Here is a 16,161-nt window from a genome sequence, read left to right as displayed (position 1 = left end):
GGCCTCAGCCTGTCAGATGCCTGCTCGGGTGCGCGGATAGGGTGGGTCGGTGGCTGAGAGATTTCGCGTCGTCGGTGGATCGTCCCTGCACGGGCAGGTGACCGTCTGGGGGGCCAAGAACAGCGCGCTCAAGCTGATGGCTGCGGCGCTGCTCGCCGTGGGTCGCACGCGGCTCACCAACGTTCCCGCGATCCTGGACGTCACGATCATGGCCGAGCTGCTGCGCCGGCTCGGGTGCGTGGTCGACTACGACGCGGTCGCAGGGGTCGTCGAGATCGACGTGCCCGAGCAGATCGGTCACCGCGCCGACTACGACCTGGTGCGCGCCCTGCGCGCCTCGACCGCCGTGCTCGGCCCGCTCGTGGCCCGCTGCGGTGCTGCCGACGTGGCGGTCCCGGGCGGCGACGCCATCGGGTCCCGGGGGCTGGACCTGCACGCGGCGGGGCTCGAGGCCCTCGGTGCGCAGGTGCACGTGACGCACGGCTTCCTGGTCGCCGAGGCACCCCGGGGCCTCACGGGGGCCGAGATCAGGCTGGAGTTCCCCAGCGTCGGCGCCACCGAGAACGTCCTCACCGCGGCGGTCCTGGCCCGGGGCACCACCCGGCTCGAGAACGCCGCGCGCGAGCCCGAGATCGTCGACATCGCCGAGATGCTCGGGTCCATGGGCGCCCGGATCAGCGGCGCAGGTGGGGGAGTGATCGAGATCGAGGGGGTGTCGTCCCTGTCGCCCACCGAGCACGCCGTGGTGCCCGACCGCATCGCGGCCGGCACCTGGGCCTTCGCCGCCTCGGCCACGCGGGGCGACGTGGAGGTCGTCGGCGGCCGCGCCGAGCACCTGACCGCGGCGCTCGACCTGGTCCAGGCCAGCGGCTGCACGGTGAGCGAGACGGCCCTGGGGTTCCGGGTCGACTCCGGTGGTCGACGGCCCCGCGCGTTCGACGTCGCGACCCTGCCCTACCCGGGCTTCCCCACCGACCTGCAGCCCTTCGCGCTGGCCTGCAACGCGGTGGCCGAGGGGTCGGCGATGATCACCGAGAACCTCTTCGAGGCCCGTTTCCGCACCGTGCAGGAGCTCAACCGGCTCGGTGCCGAGACCCGCATCGACGGACACCACGTCATGGTGCATGGTGTCGAGCGGCTCTCGGGGGCCCCGGTCGAGGCGAGCGACATCCGCGCCGGCGCGGCGCTGGTCATCGCCGGGCTCGTGGCCGAGGGCGAGACGACCGTGGGCGGGGCCCAGCACATCGACCGCGGCTACGCCGGGTTCGCCGAGAGCATGCAGGGCCTGGGCGCCGACGTCACGCGTGAGCCGGACGACGACCCGTTCCTCTAGGCGGCGCCGGGCTCACCGAGCGGCTCACCGGGCGCTTCACCGGGCGGCTCACCCAGCGGCTAAACGGGCGGCTCACCCAGGCGAACCCGGTCTTTACCAGATCTTGATCTGTCCCGTGACAACCGAAGGCCCCCTGCCGGTCGTCTGTGTGGGTGAATGTCTGCCACGGACAAGGGGGTTCGGATGTCGATCAGCTCGTCGCTCAGCCGCACGGGGATCCTGCCCGTCGCCGTACGGCCGCTGCACGGGGGCCAGGAGGTCGCCATCACCGGCCGGATCGACGTGCACACCGTCCCCGACGTCCGGCTCCTGCTCCACGAGATCATCGACACCGGGTGCGGCGACGTCTTCATGCGCCTCGAGGGTGCCGAGATCGGCGACGCCACGGGCCTCGGCGTCCTGGTCGAGGCCTACAACCGGGCCCGCCGCGCAGGTCGCCGCCTGGCGGTGGTCGACATGACCGAGCGCACCGGCCGCCTGTTGCGTGCATCACGCCTCGACCGGGCGCTCGTGCTCCGCGAGGGCGACGACGAGCCGACTGTGGCCGCTGTCACCGCCTGAACACCTCCCAGCCCGCACCGGGCCGCAGGTACCTTCGGCCCTATGGCCGAGCACAGCGACGTCCCCAGCCCGCAGGCTGCCCGCCCGCAGGAACCTGCGCGCCCCGAGCGTGACCGCCCGTGGGTGATGCGGACGTATGCCGGTCACTCCAGTGCCGCCGCCAGCAACGCGTTGTACCGCCGCAACCTCGACAAGGGGCAGACCGGTCTGTCGGTCGCCTTCGACCTCCCGACCCAGACGGGCTACGACCCGGACCACCCGCTGGCCCGGGGTGAGGTCGGCAAGGTCGGCGTCCCGATCTCGCACCTCGGCGACATGCGGGCGCTGTTCGACCACATCCCGCTGGCGCAGATGAACACCTCGATGACGATCAACGCCACGGCGATGTGGCTGCTCGCGATGTACCAGGTCGTCGCCGAGGAGCAGGCCCAGGCAGCCGGGGAGGACCCCGCGCAGGCCATTCGTGCGCTCGCGGGCACGACGCAGAACGACATCATCAAGGAGTACCTCTCCCGCGGGACCTACGTCTTCGCCCCCGGTCCGTCGCTGCGGCTGATCACGGACATGGTCGCCTACACCGTGTCGGACATCCCGAAGTGGAACCCGATCAACATCTGCAGCTACCACCTGCAGGAGGCCGGTGCGACCCCCGTGCAGGAGATCGCCTACGCGATGTGCACCGCCATCGCGGTGCTCGACGCCGTCCGGGACTCCGGCCAGGTGCCTGCGGAGCGGTTCGGCGAGGTCGTGGCCCGTATCTCGTTCTTCGTCAACGCCGGCGTGCGCTTCGTCGAGGAGATGTGCAAGATGCGCGCCTTCGTGCAGCTGTGGGACGAGCTGACCCTGGAGCGGTACGGCGTGACGGACGCCAAGCAGCGCCGCTTCCGCTACGGCGTGCAGGTCAACAGCCTGGGGCTGACCGAGGCCCAGCCCGAGAACAACGTCCAGCGGATCGTGCTGGAGATGCTGGCCGTCACCCTGTCCAAGGACGCCCGGGCGCGCGCGGTCCAGCTGCCCGCGTGGAACGAGGCCCTGGGCCTGCCCCGGCCGTGGGACCAGCAGTGGTCGCTGCGCATGCAGCAGGTGCTGGCGTTCGAGTCCGACCTGCTGGAGTACGACGACCTGTTCTCCGGCTCGAGCGTCGTCGAGGCCAAGGTGGCCGAGCTCGTCGCCGGGGCGAGGGCCGAGATCGACCGCGTCCAGCAGATGGGCGGCGCGGTCCCCGCCGTGGAGACGGGGTACATGAAGTCGGCGCTGGTCGCCTCGCACTCCCTGCGTCGGCAGCGCATCGAGGCGGGCGAGGACGTCGTGGTCGGGGTCAACAGGTTCCAGACCACGGAGCCCAACCCGCTCACCGCGGACCTCGACACCGCGATCCAGACGGTCGACCACGACGTGGAGGCCAAGGCGGCAGCGGCCGTGCGCGCCTGGCGCGAGGAGCGGGATGCCGACCCGACTGGACGCGACCGTGCTGTCGCCGCGCTCGACCGGCTCCGGGCGGACTCCCGGGCCGGGGTCAACCTGATGGCGGCGTCGCTGGAGGCGGCCCGGGCCGGCGTGACGACCGGCGAGTGGGCCCAGGCCCTGCGCGACGAGTTCGGCGAGTTCCGCGCGCCCACCGGCGTCTCGGGCTCGGTCGGCGTGGCGAGCGGTGGCAGCGACGAGCTGCGGGCGGTGCGCGACGAGGTCCGGCGCACGGGCGAGGAGCTGGGGGAGCGGCTGCGGGTGCTGGTCGCCAAGCCCGGTCTCGACGGGCACAGTAACGGTGCCGAGCAGGTCGCCGTGCGGGCGCGTGATGCCGGCTTCGAGGTCGTCTACCAGGGCATCCGGCTGACGCCCGAGCAGATCGTCGCGGCTGCAGTGGCCGAGGACGTCCACCTCGTCGGCATCTCGATCCTGTCCGGCTCGCACATGGAGCTGGTGCCTGAGATCCTCGACGGTCTGCGGGATGCCGGGGCCGGCGACGTGCCGGTCATCGTGGGCGGCATCATCCCCGACTCCGACGCCAAGGCGTTGCGTGACCTCGGGGTGGCGGCCGTCTTCACGCCGAAGGACTTCGGGCTCAACGACATCATGGGCCAGTTCGTGGGCATCATCCGCACGGCTCGGGGGCTCGAGGCCAAGGCGCCGCTGCCCGCGTGACCGCGCCCTCGGGCGAGGTCAGAGCCAGGCGCCGCGGCGCAGCACCCGCTGCAGGGCGAGCTCGTGGTCGACCACGAGGACGTCGGCCCAGGCGCCAGCCTGCAGCGAACCCACGCCCTCGAGGGCGAGCGCCCGGGCTGGCGTGGCCGAGGCCATGGCCACGGCGTCGGCGAGGGGGATACCGAGCTCGCGCACGGCCCACCGCACCTGGTCGAGCAGCGTGCTCACCCCGCCGGCGAGGCTGCCACCCTCGGTGAGGCGTGCAGCGCCCTCGCTCACCGAGACGGCCAGCCCGCCGAGGCGGTAGGGGCCGTCGGGCAGCCCGCTGGCCGCCATCGCGTCACTCACGAGGACCACGTGGTCCGGTCCGACCGTGTCGTGGACCAGGCGCACGGTGCCGCCGTCGAGGTGCACCCCGTCGGCGATGACCTCGACCACCGCCTCACCGCGAGCCGCCGCCGCCAGCGCGGCGGCGGCTGGTCCCGGCGAACGGTGGTGCAGGGGCGGCATACCGTTGAACAGGTGCGTCGTGAGGGGGAGTCCTCCGCGGACCCCGAGCTCGGCCACGCTGGCGAGCGCCCGGGTGGCGGTCTCGTAGTCGGCGTCGGTGTGTCCGAGGGCCCCCAGGGCGCCCACGTCCGCCAGGGCCCCGGGGAGCCCTGCCGCGCCCGCCCGCTCGGGTGCCCAGGTCATGTGCGCCAGCGCGCCCGGGCCGGCCGCGTCGCCCAGCGCCGCGACCAGGTCGAGGTCGACGTCGACGAGTGTTGCCGGGTCCTGTGCGCCGCACCGGACCGCGGACAGGAACGGCCCCTCGAGGTGTATGCCGGCCAGCGTGCCGTCGGCGACCAGTCCGCCGAGGATGCGGGCGCCCTCGACGAGGTCGGCGGCCGGGGCCGAGACGAGGGAGCCGACCACGCTGGTCGTCCCTCGCGCGTGGTGGTGCGAAGCGGCCCGGGACGAGCTCTCGGGATCGGCGCCGAACTCACCCCCGTTGCCGCCGTGGCAGTGCAGGTCCACGAGCCCGGGCAGCAGCGTCTGTCCCGCGGGCCAGCCCGCTGGAGGCGCCTCGGCGGCCCACTCGGCCGGCAGCAGGGAGCGGGCACCGGCGTACGCGATGCGGTCACCGTCGACTGCCACGGCGCCGTCGTCCACGACGCCGTCGGGGGTCACCACCCGCCCCGTGAGGAGCAGGTGTCGGGCGGCGGCCGCGGAAGAGGTCACGTGAGGATGATGGACCGTGTCAGGTGTCGGGGTCGATCCGGGTCCACCCCGGCCTGTTCGGCCTTGGTCAGGCAGAGCCGGTGCAGGCGGACCAGGTCGGCGAGCGGGTCGATGTCGCGGTGCTCGAAGTGGGCGCCCGTGGCGCGCACGTCCTCGTCGAGCCCCTCGGGGACCTCGCCGAAGGCCCAGGTCGCCCTGCCGGTCGTGGCGATGCTGATCGGGCCGTGGCGGTACTCCATGGCGGGGTAGGACTCGGTCCAGAACTGGGCGGACTCCCGCAGCTTGAGGGCGGCCTCGTGGGCGAGCCCGACCGTCCAGCCGCGCCCGACGAAGGTGATCTGCTCCGCGTCGGCGACGCCGGCGAGGGCGGAGGCGGGGTCCTCGGCGAGCACGGCTCGCGCGTCGGCGATGGCGGGGCCGAGGTCCTCGCCGAGCGTGGCCCGCAGCAGGGCCAGCGTCGTGGTCGCGAACCGGGTCTGCACGACCGAGGACTCGTCGACCTCGCCCAGCAGGAAGGCGTGGGTGGCCAGGGCCGGGATGGCGGTTCCCTCGGTGGCGACGAACGCCGTGGTCGTGGGTGCGTCCGGCAGCCCGCGGAGCCCCTCGAGCAGGTCGATGACCTCGGTGGTGGTGCCCGAGCGCGAGATGACGACCACGTGGTCGTAATGGCGGTCCGACGGGAACTCGCTGGCCGCGAACGCATCGGTCTCGCCGGAGCCGGACGCCTCGCGCAGGGACGCGTAGGCCTGCGCCACGTAGTAGGAGGTGCCGCAGCCGGTCACCGCGACGCGGGCGCCGTGGGGCGGGAGGACGGCCAGCGCCTCGGGGACCCGCGCCAGCACCCGGCGCCAGTCGTCCGGCTGGGTGGCGATCTCGGCGGCCAGGTGGGGGGTGGGGCGCTCGACCACGACGCGGGCTCCTTGTGTGAGAGGGAAGGCGTGAGTGAATAGGACTGCAATCAATCCTGATCCATCAGATTCGATCAGTCAAGATGATGGGAAGAATGCCCTGTTTTGGCCCGATCAGTCAGGGGGGCGTGATCAGAAAGTGCCCTGGAACCCCTTGACGAGCGGGGACGGCGGGGCCAATGTGGCTGTCGAACCTCACCAGTCGTGAGCGAAGCACGCGACAACCGATTGAAAACGATCATGGCAATGGGCCGGATCGGCGAAACCGACAGAGATCGAGGTAGAGACGTGAGCACCAGACGACACCTTCGGGGAGCGGCGCTGGTCGCCGGGACCGCCGTGGCCGCCCTCGGGCTGGCCGCCTGCGGTGGCGGTCAGGGAGCGGGCACCGCCGACGGCGGCGGATCCGGCGGATCCGGCGGCAAGGCCACCACCATCAAGCTGGTCGCCGCCGAGTACTCCAAGGACCACACCAAGGCGTTCTGGGACCAGTTCGCCACGGCGTACAAGACGAAGACGGGCAACACCCTCGAGGTGCAGATCGTCAGCTGGGACGACATCGACCAGCAGAGCTCGACCATGGTCCAGAACAACAACCCGCCGGACATCCTCAACCTCAACGCCTACGCGAGCTACGCCAAGGACGACCTGCTCTACAGCTCCGACGACGTGCTCTCCGACTCGGTCAAGTCCGACCTGCTCGAGGCGTTCGTGAAGTCGGGCACCTACAACGGCAAGATGTACGGCATGCCGGACCTGTCGTCGGCCCGCGCGATGTTCTACAACAAGGCCCTGTTCAAGCAGGCCGGCATCAGCGAGCCGCCGACGACGTGGGCCCAGTTCGAGGCCGACGCGAAGAAGATCTCGGGTCTGGGCAACGGCGCGATCGGCTACGGCCTGCCGCTGGGTCCCGAGGAGGCCCAGGGTGAGTTCTCGATCTGGGCGTTCAACAACGGCGGTGACTGGAAGAAGGACGGCAAGTGGACCGTCAACAGTCCTGAGAACGTCGAGACGCTGACCTTCCTCAAGGGCCTGGCCGACAAGAAGCTGACCCAGAACAACCCCGGCAAGACCAACCGGCAGGACGTGTTCGACCTCTTCGCGTCGGGCAAGGTCGGCATGGTCGTCGGCTTCTCCCCGCTGGCGGCGACGCTCGACAAGGACGGCAAGGTCGACTACGGCGTCGTGCCGATGCCGACCAAGGCCGAGGGCGGCACGCCCCAGACCTTCGGCGTGACCGACTACCTCATGGCCTTCAAGAAGAAGGGGAACCAGGACGCGGTCAAGGCGTTCTACGACCTCTACTACCAGAAGGACCAGGTCAACGCCTTCATCAAGGCCGAGGGCTTCCTGCCCGTGACCAAGTCGGGCATCCAGGAGTTCTCGAGCGACGCCAAGCTCAAGACCTACCTCGACACGCTGCCCAACGCGCACCTCACGCCGACCGACGACCCGACGTGGGACAAGGTCAAGCTCGCCGTCCAGCAGAACCTCGGCACGGCGGTCACGGGCGACCCGAAGGCCGTCCTCGACAAGCTGCAGCAGTCCGCTGAGGCCGGCGGCTGAGGGTGACCCAGCCCATCGGTGCGGGGGCGGGTGCGGTCGGAGGTCCGGCCGCACCCGCCCCGGCAACATCGTCAGAGCCGGCCCCTGCGGCCGGTGGGTGGCGGCGCCCGGCGCGCCGACGGCATACCTCCGAGGTGTCGGGGTGGACCGCACTGCTGTGGCTCGCTCCGGCCCTCGCCCTCATCGTCGGGGTCGTCGTCTGGCCGGCGGTCGAGCTCGTGCGCGCGTCCCTCTCGCGCTACTCCATCACGGGGCTGCGCAAGGGTGACGCGGGCCTCGACAACTTCCGCAACGTCCTCGCCAACGACAGCCTGCCGACCGTCCTGACCAACACCGTCGTGTGGGTGGTCGCGGTGGTCGTCCTGACGATCCTCATCAGCCTCGGGGTCGCCCAGTTCCTCACCAAGGACTTCTGGGGCCGACGCGTGGTCCGCTGGGCCGTCATCGTGCCGTGGGCCGCCTCGCTGGTCATCACGGCCCGCCTGTTCAGCCTCATCTACAGCTACTACTACGGCACCCTCAACGCGGTCCTGCTGAAGCTGCACGTCGTCGACACCCCGATCGACTTCATCGGCAGCGACCAGCTGATCATGCCGTCGATGATCGCCGTCGGGGTGTTCGTCTCCATCCCGTTCACGGCCTACGTCTTCGTCGCGGGGCTCAACGCCATCCCGGGCGACGTCTACGAGGCCGCGCGCATCGACGGAGCCTCGCCGTGGCAGATCTGGCGGCGGATCACCCTGCCGCTGCTGCGCCCGGCGATCCTCGTGGCGACCGTCCTGAACATGATCTACGTGTTCAACAGCTTCCCGATCGTCTACACCCTCAACGAGTCCAACCCCGGCTTCAGCCACGACACCACGATCACGTTCATGTACAAGCTCGCGTTCAAGAGTGCCGAGAAGGACGTCGGCCAGTCGGCCGCGGCCGGGCTGTTCAACGTGTGCCTGATCCTGGTGGCAGTGCTCGTCTACCTGCGCGTGTCCCGCTGGCGAGAGGAGGAGTCGTGAGCACCACCTCGACCCCTATGCCGGGTGCCCCGGCCACGTCGCGGCCGCGACAGCGCGGGTGGCGGGGGATCCGGCCGTGGGCCATGCCCGTCATCGGGCTCGGCGTCGCCTTCGCGTTCCTGTGGCCCTACCTCGTGATGCTGCTCGACGCCTTCCGCCCGAGCAGCGACGTGGTCAAGACCCCACCGTCGCTGCTGCCCGAGCAGTGGAAGTGGACGACCTTCTCGGAGGTGCTCGGCGACGACCGGTTCCTCGCCTGGCTCAAGAGCTCGCTGGTGATCTCGCTGTCCTCGACGGCCATCGTGGTCGTCGTGGCGATCCCGGCCGCCTACTTCACGGCGCGGTTCCGGTTCCGCGGCCGCATGGCGTTCCTGTTCCTGGTGCTCGTGACGCAGATGTTCGCCCCCACCTCGCTGGTGGTCGGCATCTACCGCGAGTTCTACGCGCTCACCCTCGTCGACACCTACCAGGCGCTCATCCTCACGAACGCGGCCTTCAACCTCGCGTTCGCGATCTGGATCCTGCACGGCTTCTTCGCCTCGATCCCGCGCGAGATCGAGGAGGCCGCCGAGCTCGACGGGGCGGGCCGGCTCGGGCGGCTGTGGCGGGTCATGCTCCCGCTCACCCTGCCGGGCCTCGTGACCGCGACGATCTTCACGTTCATCGCGGCCTGGAACGAGTACGTCGTCGCACTGACCCTCATGCTCAGCGACGGCAAGAAGCCGCTGACGGTCGGCATCAACTCCTACGTCACGGGCTACGAGCAGAACTGGGACCAGCTGTTCGCCGCGTCGATCGTCGCCATCGTGCCGGTCGTGGTGCTGTTCGCCCTCATCGAGAAGCACCTCGTCGGAGGACTCACCTCGGGGGCCGTCAAGTGAGCGAGCCCGAGCCGCGCGGCGGCAGTGGCATGGACCGCGGCGCCCGGTGGAGCGCGTTGCTCGGCCTCCTCGCCGAGCACGGCCGGCTCAGCGTCGCGCAGGTCGTCGACGAGCTCGGTGTCTCCGAGGCGACGGTGCGGCGTGACTTCGGCGAGCTCGCGGCCCAGCAGCTCGTGACGCGCACGCACGGTGGCGTGGTCGCCAGCGCGGTGGCCTACGACCTGCCCGCCCGCTACAAGCCGGCCGACGGCGACTCGGCCAAGGAGCGCGTCGCCGCCCACGCCGCCGACCTGGTGCCCGAGGGCTCGGTCGTCGGCTTCAACGGGGGCACGACGACCAGTGCCACAGCACGCCGGCTCGCCGCGCGGGCCGACCTCGCGGCCAGCTCACGCCGTCCCGCGATCACCGTCGTCACGAACGCGCTCAACATCGCCACCGAGATGGTGCTCCGCCCGTTCATCCGCTGCGTGTCCCTCGGTGGCGTGGCCCGCCAGGAGTCCTACGAGCTGTCCGGCCCCCTCGCCGCCATGGTCCTCGGAGAGCTCTGGCTCGACACCGTCGTCCTCGGCGTCGACGGGGTCTCGGCCGCGGGCGGCGCCAGCTGCCAGCACGAGGGCGAGGCCGGCATCAACTCGCTGATGGTCCAGCGGGCCGACCGCGTCGTGGTGGTCGCGACCGGCGACAAGGTCGGGCGTCGCGCGTTCGCCCGGATCTGCGCCAGCGAGCGGATCTCGGTGCTGGTCACCGATGCCAGCGCACCCGACGAGGCCGTGGCCGACCTGCGCGCCGCCGGGGTCACGGTCCAGGTGGTCTGACGCGGGTCCGGGGTCGGGCACCCCGGTGCCCCACGGCATACAGTCGTCGGCATGGGCGACCTGCACTGCGCGGCGACGATCCTGCTGGCCCGCCACGGCGACGCCGAGTACGGCCACGCGTCCGTGCTCTCCGACGACGGCGGGTGGCTCTCACCCCTCGGGGTCGAGCAGGTGACGGCGCTCGCGGAGTCGGTGCGCGACCGGCGCGTGGCACGGGTCTACACGAGCACGATGCAGCGGGCGGCCGAGTCGGGTGCCCGCGCGGCCGAGGTCCTCGGCGTCGACTCGGTGGCGCTGGAGGGGCTCGAGGAGTTCTCGGTCGGGGCGCTCGCGGGACGACCCCACGACGACCCCGAGCTGCACTCGGTGTTCAAGGCGTGGCTGCACGGAGACCTCGGCCGGTTCATCCCCGGGGGCGAGACCGGCGAGGAGGTCGTGACGCGTTACCGCGAGGCGCTGCAGTCCATTGCCGACCTGCACCGCGGAGAGACGACCTTGGTCTTCAGCCACGGCGGGGTCATGTCGTTCGTCGTGCCCCAGCTGTCCGGCAACGTCCGGCCCGACCTCGCCGAGCGCAAGTTCCTGCCGAACTGTGCCGTTGCCGAGGTGTCGGTCGACGAGGGCGGCTTTCAGGTGGTCAGCTGGCCAGGTACGGCGGACCGCTCGGTGGTCTGAGGCTGGCCGGCCCGGCGCCTCAGAACAGGCGGTGCTCGCTGTTGTCGACACCCTTGAGGGCGTCGTAGTCGAGCGTCACGCAGCGGATGCCCCGGTCGGTCGCCAGGGTGCGCGCCTGGGGCTTGATCTCCTGGGCCGCGAAGACCCCGGTCACGGGCGCCAGGTGCGGGTCGCGGTTCATCAGCTCGAGGTAGCGGGTGAGCTGCTCGACCCCGTCGATGTCACCGCGACGCTTGATCTCGACCGCCACCGAGCCGCCGGACCGGTCCCTGGCGAGGATGTCGACGGGACCGATCGCGGTCATGTACTCGCGACGCACCAGCGTGAAGCCGTCGCCCAGGGTGTGAATGTGCTCGGCCAGCAGCTTCTGGAGGTGGGCCTCGACGCCGTCCTTGATGAGCCCCGGGTCGACGCCCAGGTCGTGGCTCGAGTCGTGCAGGACCTCGTGGATCAGGACGCGCAGTCGGTCCTCGGACTTCGCGTGCTGCACCGACCAGACTGCGGTGACGCCGTCAGCCGCCTCGTGCTCCTCGGGCGTCACCTCGGCCATCGCGCACGGAGGTGACATCCAGTTGAGCGGCTTGTAGGACCCGCCGTCGCTGTGGACGAGGACCGAGCCGTCGGCCTTGACGAGCAGCAACCGGGTCGCCAGGGGGAGGTGGGCCGACAACCGACCGTCGTAGTCCACCGAGCACTTCGCAATCACCAGCCGCACGAGGCGTCACTCTACGGGCTGGGCCATTGCATCGCGCATCGCCTCGGCGCACACTCTGAGGACGAGGAGAGTGCAATGCCGAACGTGCTGGGCAACGTGGCCGGGCTCGCCGTGGTTCTGGCCGCCATGGTGGGTGGGGTGCGCTGGATGAACACGGGCCAGCCGCCCCGCCTCCTGCAGCCTGCCGTCGACCGGGCCGCCGCCTGGCGCGACTCCCGCCGACCACACCCCGTTCCCCTGCCCCCGGTGCTGCTGGCGCTCGAGCTCAGTCGGCTCGCCGCCCACGTGAGGTTCGTGGAGGAGTCCGACCTGCCCAACAAGGCCGAGCGGCTCATGGCGGCCCGGCTGGCCTACGACCACGCCCTGCGCGACTACTGCCGCGCCGTCGACATCCCCGTGCCGCGGGCGATCCGAGGGCTGTCCCGTGAGCAGCGCTTCCACATGGAGAGCGCCCTCATCGGGGCCGGCCACGAGTGGTGAGGCAGGCGCCAGGCCCGGGAGCCTGACTCCACCTGCGAGGGTGGTGACCGTCACGCCGCCCGGGGGTCCCCGCGGCATACCCGCTCTGACAGACTCGCGGCATGGCTCGTGAGTTCAGCACAGTTGGCGTGATCGGTCTCGGCACCATGGGTGCCGGCATCGTCGAAGTGTTCGCCCGCAACGGCATTGACGTCGTGGCGGTCGAGGTCGACGACGCGGCCGTGGACAAGGGGCGGGGGGTGCTCGAGCACTCCACCGGCCGTGCCGTCAGCCGCGGCAAGCTGACCGAGGAGGACCAGGCCGCCCTGCACTCCCGCGTGCAGTTCACCTCGAGCATGGACGACCTGGCGCAGTGCCAGCTGGTCGTCGAGGCGGTGCCGGAGCACCTCGACCTCAAGAAGGAGGTCTTCGGCAAGCTCGACGCGATCGTGGGGCCCGACGCCATCCTGGCGACCAACACCTCGTCCCTGTCGGTCACCGAGATCGCCGTGGCCACGGCCAACCCCAAGCGCGTGGTCGGGATGCACTTCTTCAACCCGGCGCCGGTCCTGCAGTTCGTCGAGGTGATCCGCACCGTGGTCACCGAGGACGAGGTGTTCGAGGACGTCAAGGCGCTCGCCCTGCGGCTCGGGAAGCAGCCGGTCATCGTGGGCGACAAGGCCGGCTTCATCGCCAACGCGCTGCTGTTCGGCTACCTCAACCACGCGGTCTCCATGTTCGAGTCCAAGTACGCCTCGCGCGAGGACATCGACGCGGCCATGAAGCTCGGCTGCGGCTACCCGATGGGCCCCCTCGCGCTCATGGACCTCATCGGCCTCGACACGGCCTACGAGATCCTGGACACGATGTACAAGCAGGGTCGCGACCGCCTGCACGCGCCCAGCCCCGTCATCAAGCAGATGGTGAGCGCCGGCCTCAAGGGCCGCAAGAGCGGACGCGGCTTCTACACCTACGCCGAGCCCGGCAGCTCCACGGTCGTCGACGACTCCCTGACGCCCCGGCCGGCTGGTGACTCCGCCGTCGCACTCCGCCCGGTCAGGACCGTGGGCGTCGTGGGGTCGGGCACGATGGCGACGGGCATCGTCGAGGTCTTCGCCAAGGCCGGCTACGACGTCGTCTACGTGACCCGCAGCCAGGCCAAGGTCGACGCGGTCACGGCGTCCATCACCAAGTCGCTCGAGAAGGCCGTCCAGCGCGGCAAGCTCGAAGAGTCCGCCCGCGCCGAGGCGCTCTCGCACCTCACCGGGACGACCTCGCTCGACGACCTCAAGGACGTCGACGTGGTCGTCGAGGCCGTCGTCGAGGACCTCGCCGTCAAGCGCGCCCTGTTCGAGAACCTCGACGAGATCTGCAAGCCCGGCGCGATCCTCGCGACGACCACCTCGTCCCTGCCGGTCGTCGACCTCGCCGCGGCGACCTCGCGCCCGCAGGACGTCATCGGCATGCACTTCTTCAACCCGGCCCAGATCATGAAGCTGGTCGAGGTCGTGCACACCGTGTCGACGGACGCCGACGTCGTCGCCACGACCCAGGACCTGTGCGCGGCGGTCGGCAAGCACGCCGTGACCTGCGGCGACCGGTCGGGCTTCATCGTCAACGCGCTGCTGTTCCCCTACCTCAACGACGCGGTCAAGATGCTCTCGGCCAACTACGCCACCGCCGATGACATCGACACCGCCATGAAGACCGGCTGTGGGCTCCCGATGGGGCCGTTCGAGCTGCTCGACGTGGTCGGCAACGACGTCTCCCTGGCGATCCAGCGCGAGCTCTACCTCGAGTTCCGCGAGCCGGGCTTCGCGCCCGCGCCGCTGCTCGAGCACATGGTCACGGCGGGCTACCTCGGCCGCAAGACCGGGCGCGGGTTCCGCACCTACGCCTGAGCCTCGGGATGCCCGGGTCTCCGGGGCTTCCGGGGCTTCCCGGGCCTCCTTGGACCGCCGGGCCTGCCGCGGCCTGAGAGACTGGGCTCGTGCCCAGGGCCAACCGCCGCCGTCGTGACGACGTCCCGCTGAACGTCGACCGCGCCGTCGGTGGGCTCGTCCGGCGCGAGGCGTATGCCGGCGCCGAGTGGTTCGTTCGCCGCGTCACCGGGGCGGGGGCGACCCGTGACTACCTGTGCCCGGGCTGCCAGCAGACGATCGCGCCCGGCACCCCGCACGTCGTGGCGTGGCCGGCCGAGGGGATGGGCGGCCTCGACGACCGTCGGCACTGGCACACGCCCTGCTGGCAGGCTCGCGAACGTCGCCACACCCGGGGCTCCATCCGCTGACGCGGTGGCGAGCACCCGTCATACGACCTCGCTCGTCTCCCGCAACCCCGGCCTCACCCAACCTCTGCTAGCCGAGGTTGGGTGAGGCCGGACACCGTGGAACTTGTCCGGATTCACCTAACCCCTGCTAGCAGGGGTTAGGTGAATGGGGCGGGACGAGGGGGCGGGCGTATGGCGCCGCGTGGGGGCGGGCGTGGTCAGTGGCGGCGCTGGCGGGGGAGCAGGACCTCTTCGTAGAGCAGCAGCAGGCCGGCCGCCACGGGGATGGCCAGGAGCGCGCCGAGCACCCCGAGCAGCGTGCCTCCGGCGAGGGCGGCGACGACCGTCACCGCGCCGGGCACCGACACGGTGCGCTGCATGATCTTGGGGGCGACGACGTAGTTCTCGATCTGCTGGTAGACGACGTAGTAGACGGCGGCGATGATGGCCTTCTTGGGCTCGTCGAACACGGCGACCAGGCAGACCAGCGAGGCGCCGATGGTGGCGCCGACCATCGGGATGAGCCCGAGGAAGCCGACCGCGACGGCCAGCACCGCGGCATACGGGATGCCGACGATCACCATCATGATCCACGAGGCGATCGCGTTGATCGTGGCGACGGCGACCTGGCCGATGGCGTAGGACCCCGTGCGCCGCATGATCTCCTCGGACAGGGAGATCACGCGCGGGCGGCGGGACGCGGGGACGATCGCGTAGGCCGCCTGCTTCACCCTGGGCAGCGAACCCAGCAGGAAGAGGGTCAGGACCAGGACGGTGAACGCCTGGAAGATCCCGCCGATGACTGCGGCGCCGACGCCCAGCACCCCGCCGAAGATCTGGCTGAGGAAGTTGCCGTCGGTGAGCCGCTTGTTGAACTCCTCCTGGACCTTGTCGACGACGTCGTAGTGCCGGTCGAGGTCCTGCACCCAGCGGCTCTTGAGGATCTGGTCGAGCCAGTCCGGTGCGGCTTTCACCAGCTCGGAGCCCTGGCTGACGACCGGTGGCACGACGACGACCCCGATGAGGGCGAAGACGCCCACCAGACCGGCGAAGACGATGGCCACGGCCCCCGCGCGCCGGACCCCTCGACGGGTCAGCGTCTCGACCAGCGGGTTGAGCGCCAGGGTGAGGAAGAAGGCCACGACGACCAGGGTGAGGACCGTGGTGAGTCGGCCGAGGGTGTGCCACAGCAGCAGGGCGGTGAGCACGCCGATGGCGCCGACGAAGCCCATGTAGAACGGGGACTGCCGGTTGAGCGGGCGCCCCGCGCGGCCGTAGCGCGGCCCCGAGTTCTCGTCGTCGGCGTCACGGTCGTCCGGCGCGGGCCCGCGGTGACCGGGCTGCTCCGCCGGCGCCTGCTGCGGCGTCGGTGCCCCCTCGGACTCCTCGCCGGTCGCACCCTCCGCGGGCTGCTCCTGGTGTCCGTGCTGGCCCACACGGGTCAGCACCTCCCGCAGGATGCTGGGGTCGTCGTCCGGCCCGGAGGGCTGCTCGTGGGGGTGGTTGCTGGCCCGCAGCGCAGCACGCTGGTTGATCCGGTACTCACGCCAACGGTCCAACACAGACATGGCTCGACCCTAAGGCACCGGGTCCGGTGAGGTCGGCG

15 protein-coding genes are annotated in these 16,161 nt (G+C 71.0%); 11 read left to right on the top strand and 4 right to left on the bottom strand.

The window, feature by feature from the left end; genetic code table 11:
* Window positions 1-49 precede the first annotated feature (49 nt).
* The 3 genes from murA to AC1DV7_RS08630 all read left to right on the top strand — a co-directional run bounded on the left by murA (window position 50) and on the right by AC1DV7_RS08630 (window position 4,036).
* A complete protein-coding gene (gene murA / locus AC1DV7_RS08640) occupies window positions 50-1,333 on the top strand; it encodes a UDP-N-acetylglucosamine 1-carboxyvinyltransferase (RefSeq protein ID WP_477596558.1) in 1,284 nt (427 codons plus the stop codon).
* A gap of 183 nt (window positions 1,334-1,516) precedes the next feature.
* Window positions 1,517-1,894, top strand: a complete 378-nt coding sequence (locus AC1DV7_RS08635) for an STAS domain-containing protein (RefSeq protein ID WP_477596556.1) — start codon at window positions 1,517-1,519, stop codon at window positions 1,892-1,894.
* A 126-nt stretch (window positions 1,895-2,020) separates the two neighbouring features.
* On the top strand, window positions 2,021-4,036 hold the full coding sequence (locus AC1DV7_RS08630) for a protein meaA (protein ID WP_477596636.1): 2,016 nt from the start codon (window positions 2,021-2,023) through the stop codon (window positions 4,034-4,036).
* A gap of 18 nt (window positions 4,037-4,054) precedes the next feature.
* Here AC1DV7_RS08630 and AC1DV7_RS08625 read toward each other — a convergent pair whose 3' ends face one another.
* Window positions 4,055-5,257: an N-acetylglucosamine-6-phosphate deacetylase gene (locus AC1DV7_RS08625; protein ID WP_477596554.1), complete on the bottom strand. Its 1,203-nt coding sequence runs from the start codon at window positions 5,255-5,257 to the stop codon at window positions 4,055-4,057.
* Window positions 5,254-6,165 carry an SIS domain-containing protein gene (locus AC1DV7_RS08620; RefSeq protein WP_477596552.1) on the bottom strand — a complete coding sequence of 304 codons (912 nt, stop codon included), beginning with the start codon at window positions 6,163-6,165 and terminating at the stop codon, window positions 5,254-5,256. Before AC1DV7_RS08620 ends, AC1DV7_RS08625 begins: the two co-directional genes overlap by 4 nt.
* Before the next feature lie 288 nt (window positions 6,166-6,453).
* On the opposite strand from AC1DV7_RS08620, the gene AC1DV7_RS08615 reads away from it, so the two are divergent.
* The 5 genes from AC1DV7_RS08615 to AC1DV7_RS08595 all read left to right on the top strand — a co-directional run bounded on the left by AC1DV7_RS08615 (window position 6,454) and on the right by AC1DV7_RS08595 (window position 11,112).
* Entirely contained in the window at window positions 6,454-7,731 is a 1,278-nt protein-coding gene (locus AC1DV7_RS08615) for an extracellular solute-binding protein (protein ID WP_477596550.1), read from the top strand.
* Window positions 7,732-7,865: 134 nt separating this feature from the next.
* Window positions 7,866-8,741, top strand: coding sequence for a carbohydrate ABC transporter permease (locus tag AC1DV7_RS08610; RefSeq protein WP_477596548.1), 876 nt, complete (start codon window positions 7,866-7,868; stop codon window positions 8,739-8,741).
* Window positions 8,738-9,622 (top strand): carbohydrate ABC transporter permease, encoded by an 885-nt coding sequence (locus AC1DV7_RS08605; RefSeq protein ID WP_477596546.1) that lies wholly within the window; start codon window positions 8,738-8,740, stop codon window positions 9,620-9,622. Before AC1DV7_RS08610 ends, AC1DV7_RS08605 begins: the two co-directional genes overlap by 4 nt.
* The gene (locus AC1DV7_RS08600) at window positions 9,619-10,437 is read left to right on the top strand and encodes a DeoR/GlpR family DNA-binding transcription regulator (RefSeq protein WP_477596545.1); all 819 of its coding nucleotides are present in this window, start codon (window positions 9,619-9,621) and stop codon (window positions 10,435-10,437) included. The genes AC1DV7_RS08605 and AC1DV7_RS08600 overlap by 4 nt, the downstream gene beginning before the upstream one ends.
* 51 nt (window positions 10,438-10,488) lie before the next feature.
* Entirely contained in the window at window positions 10,489-11,112 is a 624-nt protein-coding gene (locus tag AC1DV7_RS08595; RefSeq protein WP_477596543.1) for a histidine phosphatase family protein, read from the top strand.
* A 19-nt stretch (window positions 11,113-11,131) separates the two neighbouring features.
* On the opposite strand, the gene nucS is transcribed toward AC1DV7_RS08595, so the two are convergent.
* Complete coding sequence (gene nucS, locus AC1DV7_RS08590) at window positions 11,132-11,827, bottom strand: endonuclease NucS (RefSeq protein WP_477596541.1); 696 nt, start codon at window positions 11,825-11,827, stop codon at window positions 11,132-11,134.
* A gap of 75 nt (window positions 11,828-11,902) precedes the next feature.
* On the opposite strand from nucS, the gene AC1DV7_RS08585 reads away from it, so the two are divergent.
* The 3 genes from AC1DV7_RS08585 (at window position 11,903) to AC1DV7_RS08575 (ending at window position 14,576) form a co-directional block, all read left to right on the top strand.
* Window positions 11,903-12,307, top strand: coding sequence for a hypothetical protein (locus tag AC1DV7_RS08585; RefSeq protein ID WP_477596539.1), 405 nt, complete (start codon window positions 11,903-11,905; stop codon window positions 12,305-12,307).
* Window positions 12,308-12,408: 101 nt separating this feature from the next.
* The gene (locus AC1DV7_RS08580; protein ID WP_477596537.1) at window positions 12,409-14,187 is read left to right on the top strand and encodes a 3-hydroxyacyl-CoA dehydrogenase family protein; all 1,779 of its coding nucleotides are present in this window, start codon (window positions 12,409-12,411) and stop codon (window positions 14,185-14,187) included.
* Between the two features lie 89 nt (window positions 14,188-14,276).
* A complete protein-coding gene (locus tag AC1DV7_RS08575) occupies window positions 14,277-14,576 on the top strand; it encodes a hypothetical protein (RefSeq protein ID WP_477596535.1) in 300 nt (99 codons plus the stop codon).
* Window positions 14,577-14,773: 197 nt separating this feature from the next.
* On the opposite strand, the gene AC1DV7_RS08570 is transcribed toward AC1DV7_RS08575, so the two are convergent.
* Window positions 14,774-16,123 (bottom strand): AI-2E family transporter, encoded by a 1,350-nt coding sequence (locus tag AC1DV7_RS08570; protein WP_477596534.1) that lies wholly within the window; start codon window positions 16,121-16,123, stop codon window positions 14,774-14,776.
* Window positions 16,124-16,161: the final 38 nt, after the last annotated feature.

It is taken from the genome of Pedococcus sp. P2_E4 (assembly GCF_056403935.1).
This window is presented reverse-complemented; position numbering and strand designations above follow the sequence as displayed.

Excerpts from the sequence above, each read along its gene's own strand:
- AC1DV7_RS08570 (WP_477596534.1), bottom strand. The coding sequence starts at position 16,123 with ATGTCTGTGTTGGACCGTTGGCGTGAGTACCGGATCAACCAGCGTGCT.
- AC1DV7_RS08635 (WP_477596556.1), top strand. The coding sequence starts at position 1,517 with ATGTCGATCAGCTCGTCGCTCAGCCGCACGGGGATCCTGCCCGTCGCC.
- AC1DV7_RS08595 (WP_477596543.1), top strand. The coding sequence starts at position 10,489 with ATGGGCGACCTGCACTGCGCGGCGACGATCCTGCTGGCCCGCCACGGC.
- AC1DV7_RS08585 (WP_477596539.1), top strand. The coding sequence starts at position 11,903 with ATGCCGAACGTGCTGGGCAACGTGGCCGGGCTCGCCGTGGTTCTGGCC.
- AC1DV7_RS08580 (WP_477596537.1), top strand. The coding sequence starts at position 12,409 with ATGGCTCGTGAGTTCAGCACAGTTGGCGTGATCGGTCTCGGCACCATG.
- AC1DV7_RS08630 (WP_477596636.1), top strand. The coding sequence starts at position 2,021 with ATGCGGACGTATGCCGGTCACTCCAGTGCCGCCGCCAGCAACGCGTTG.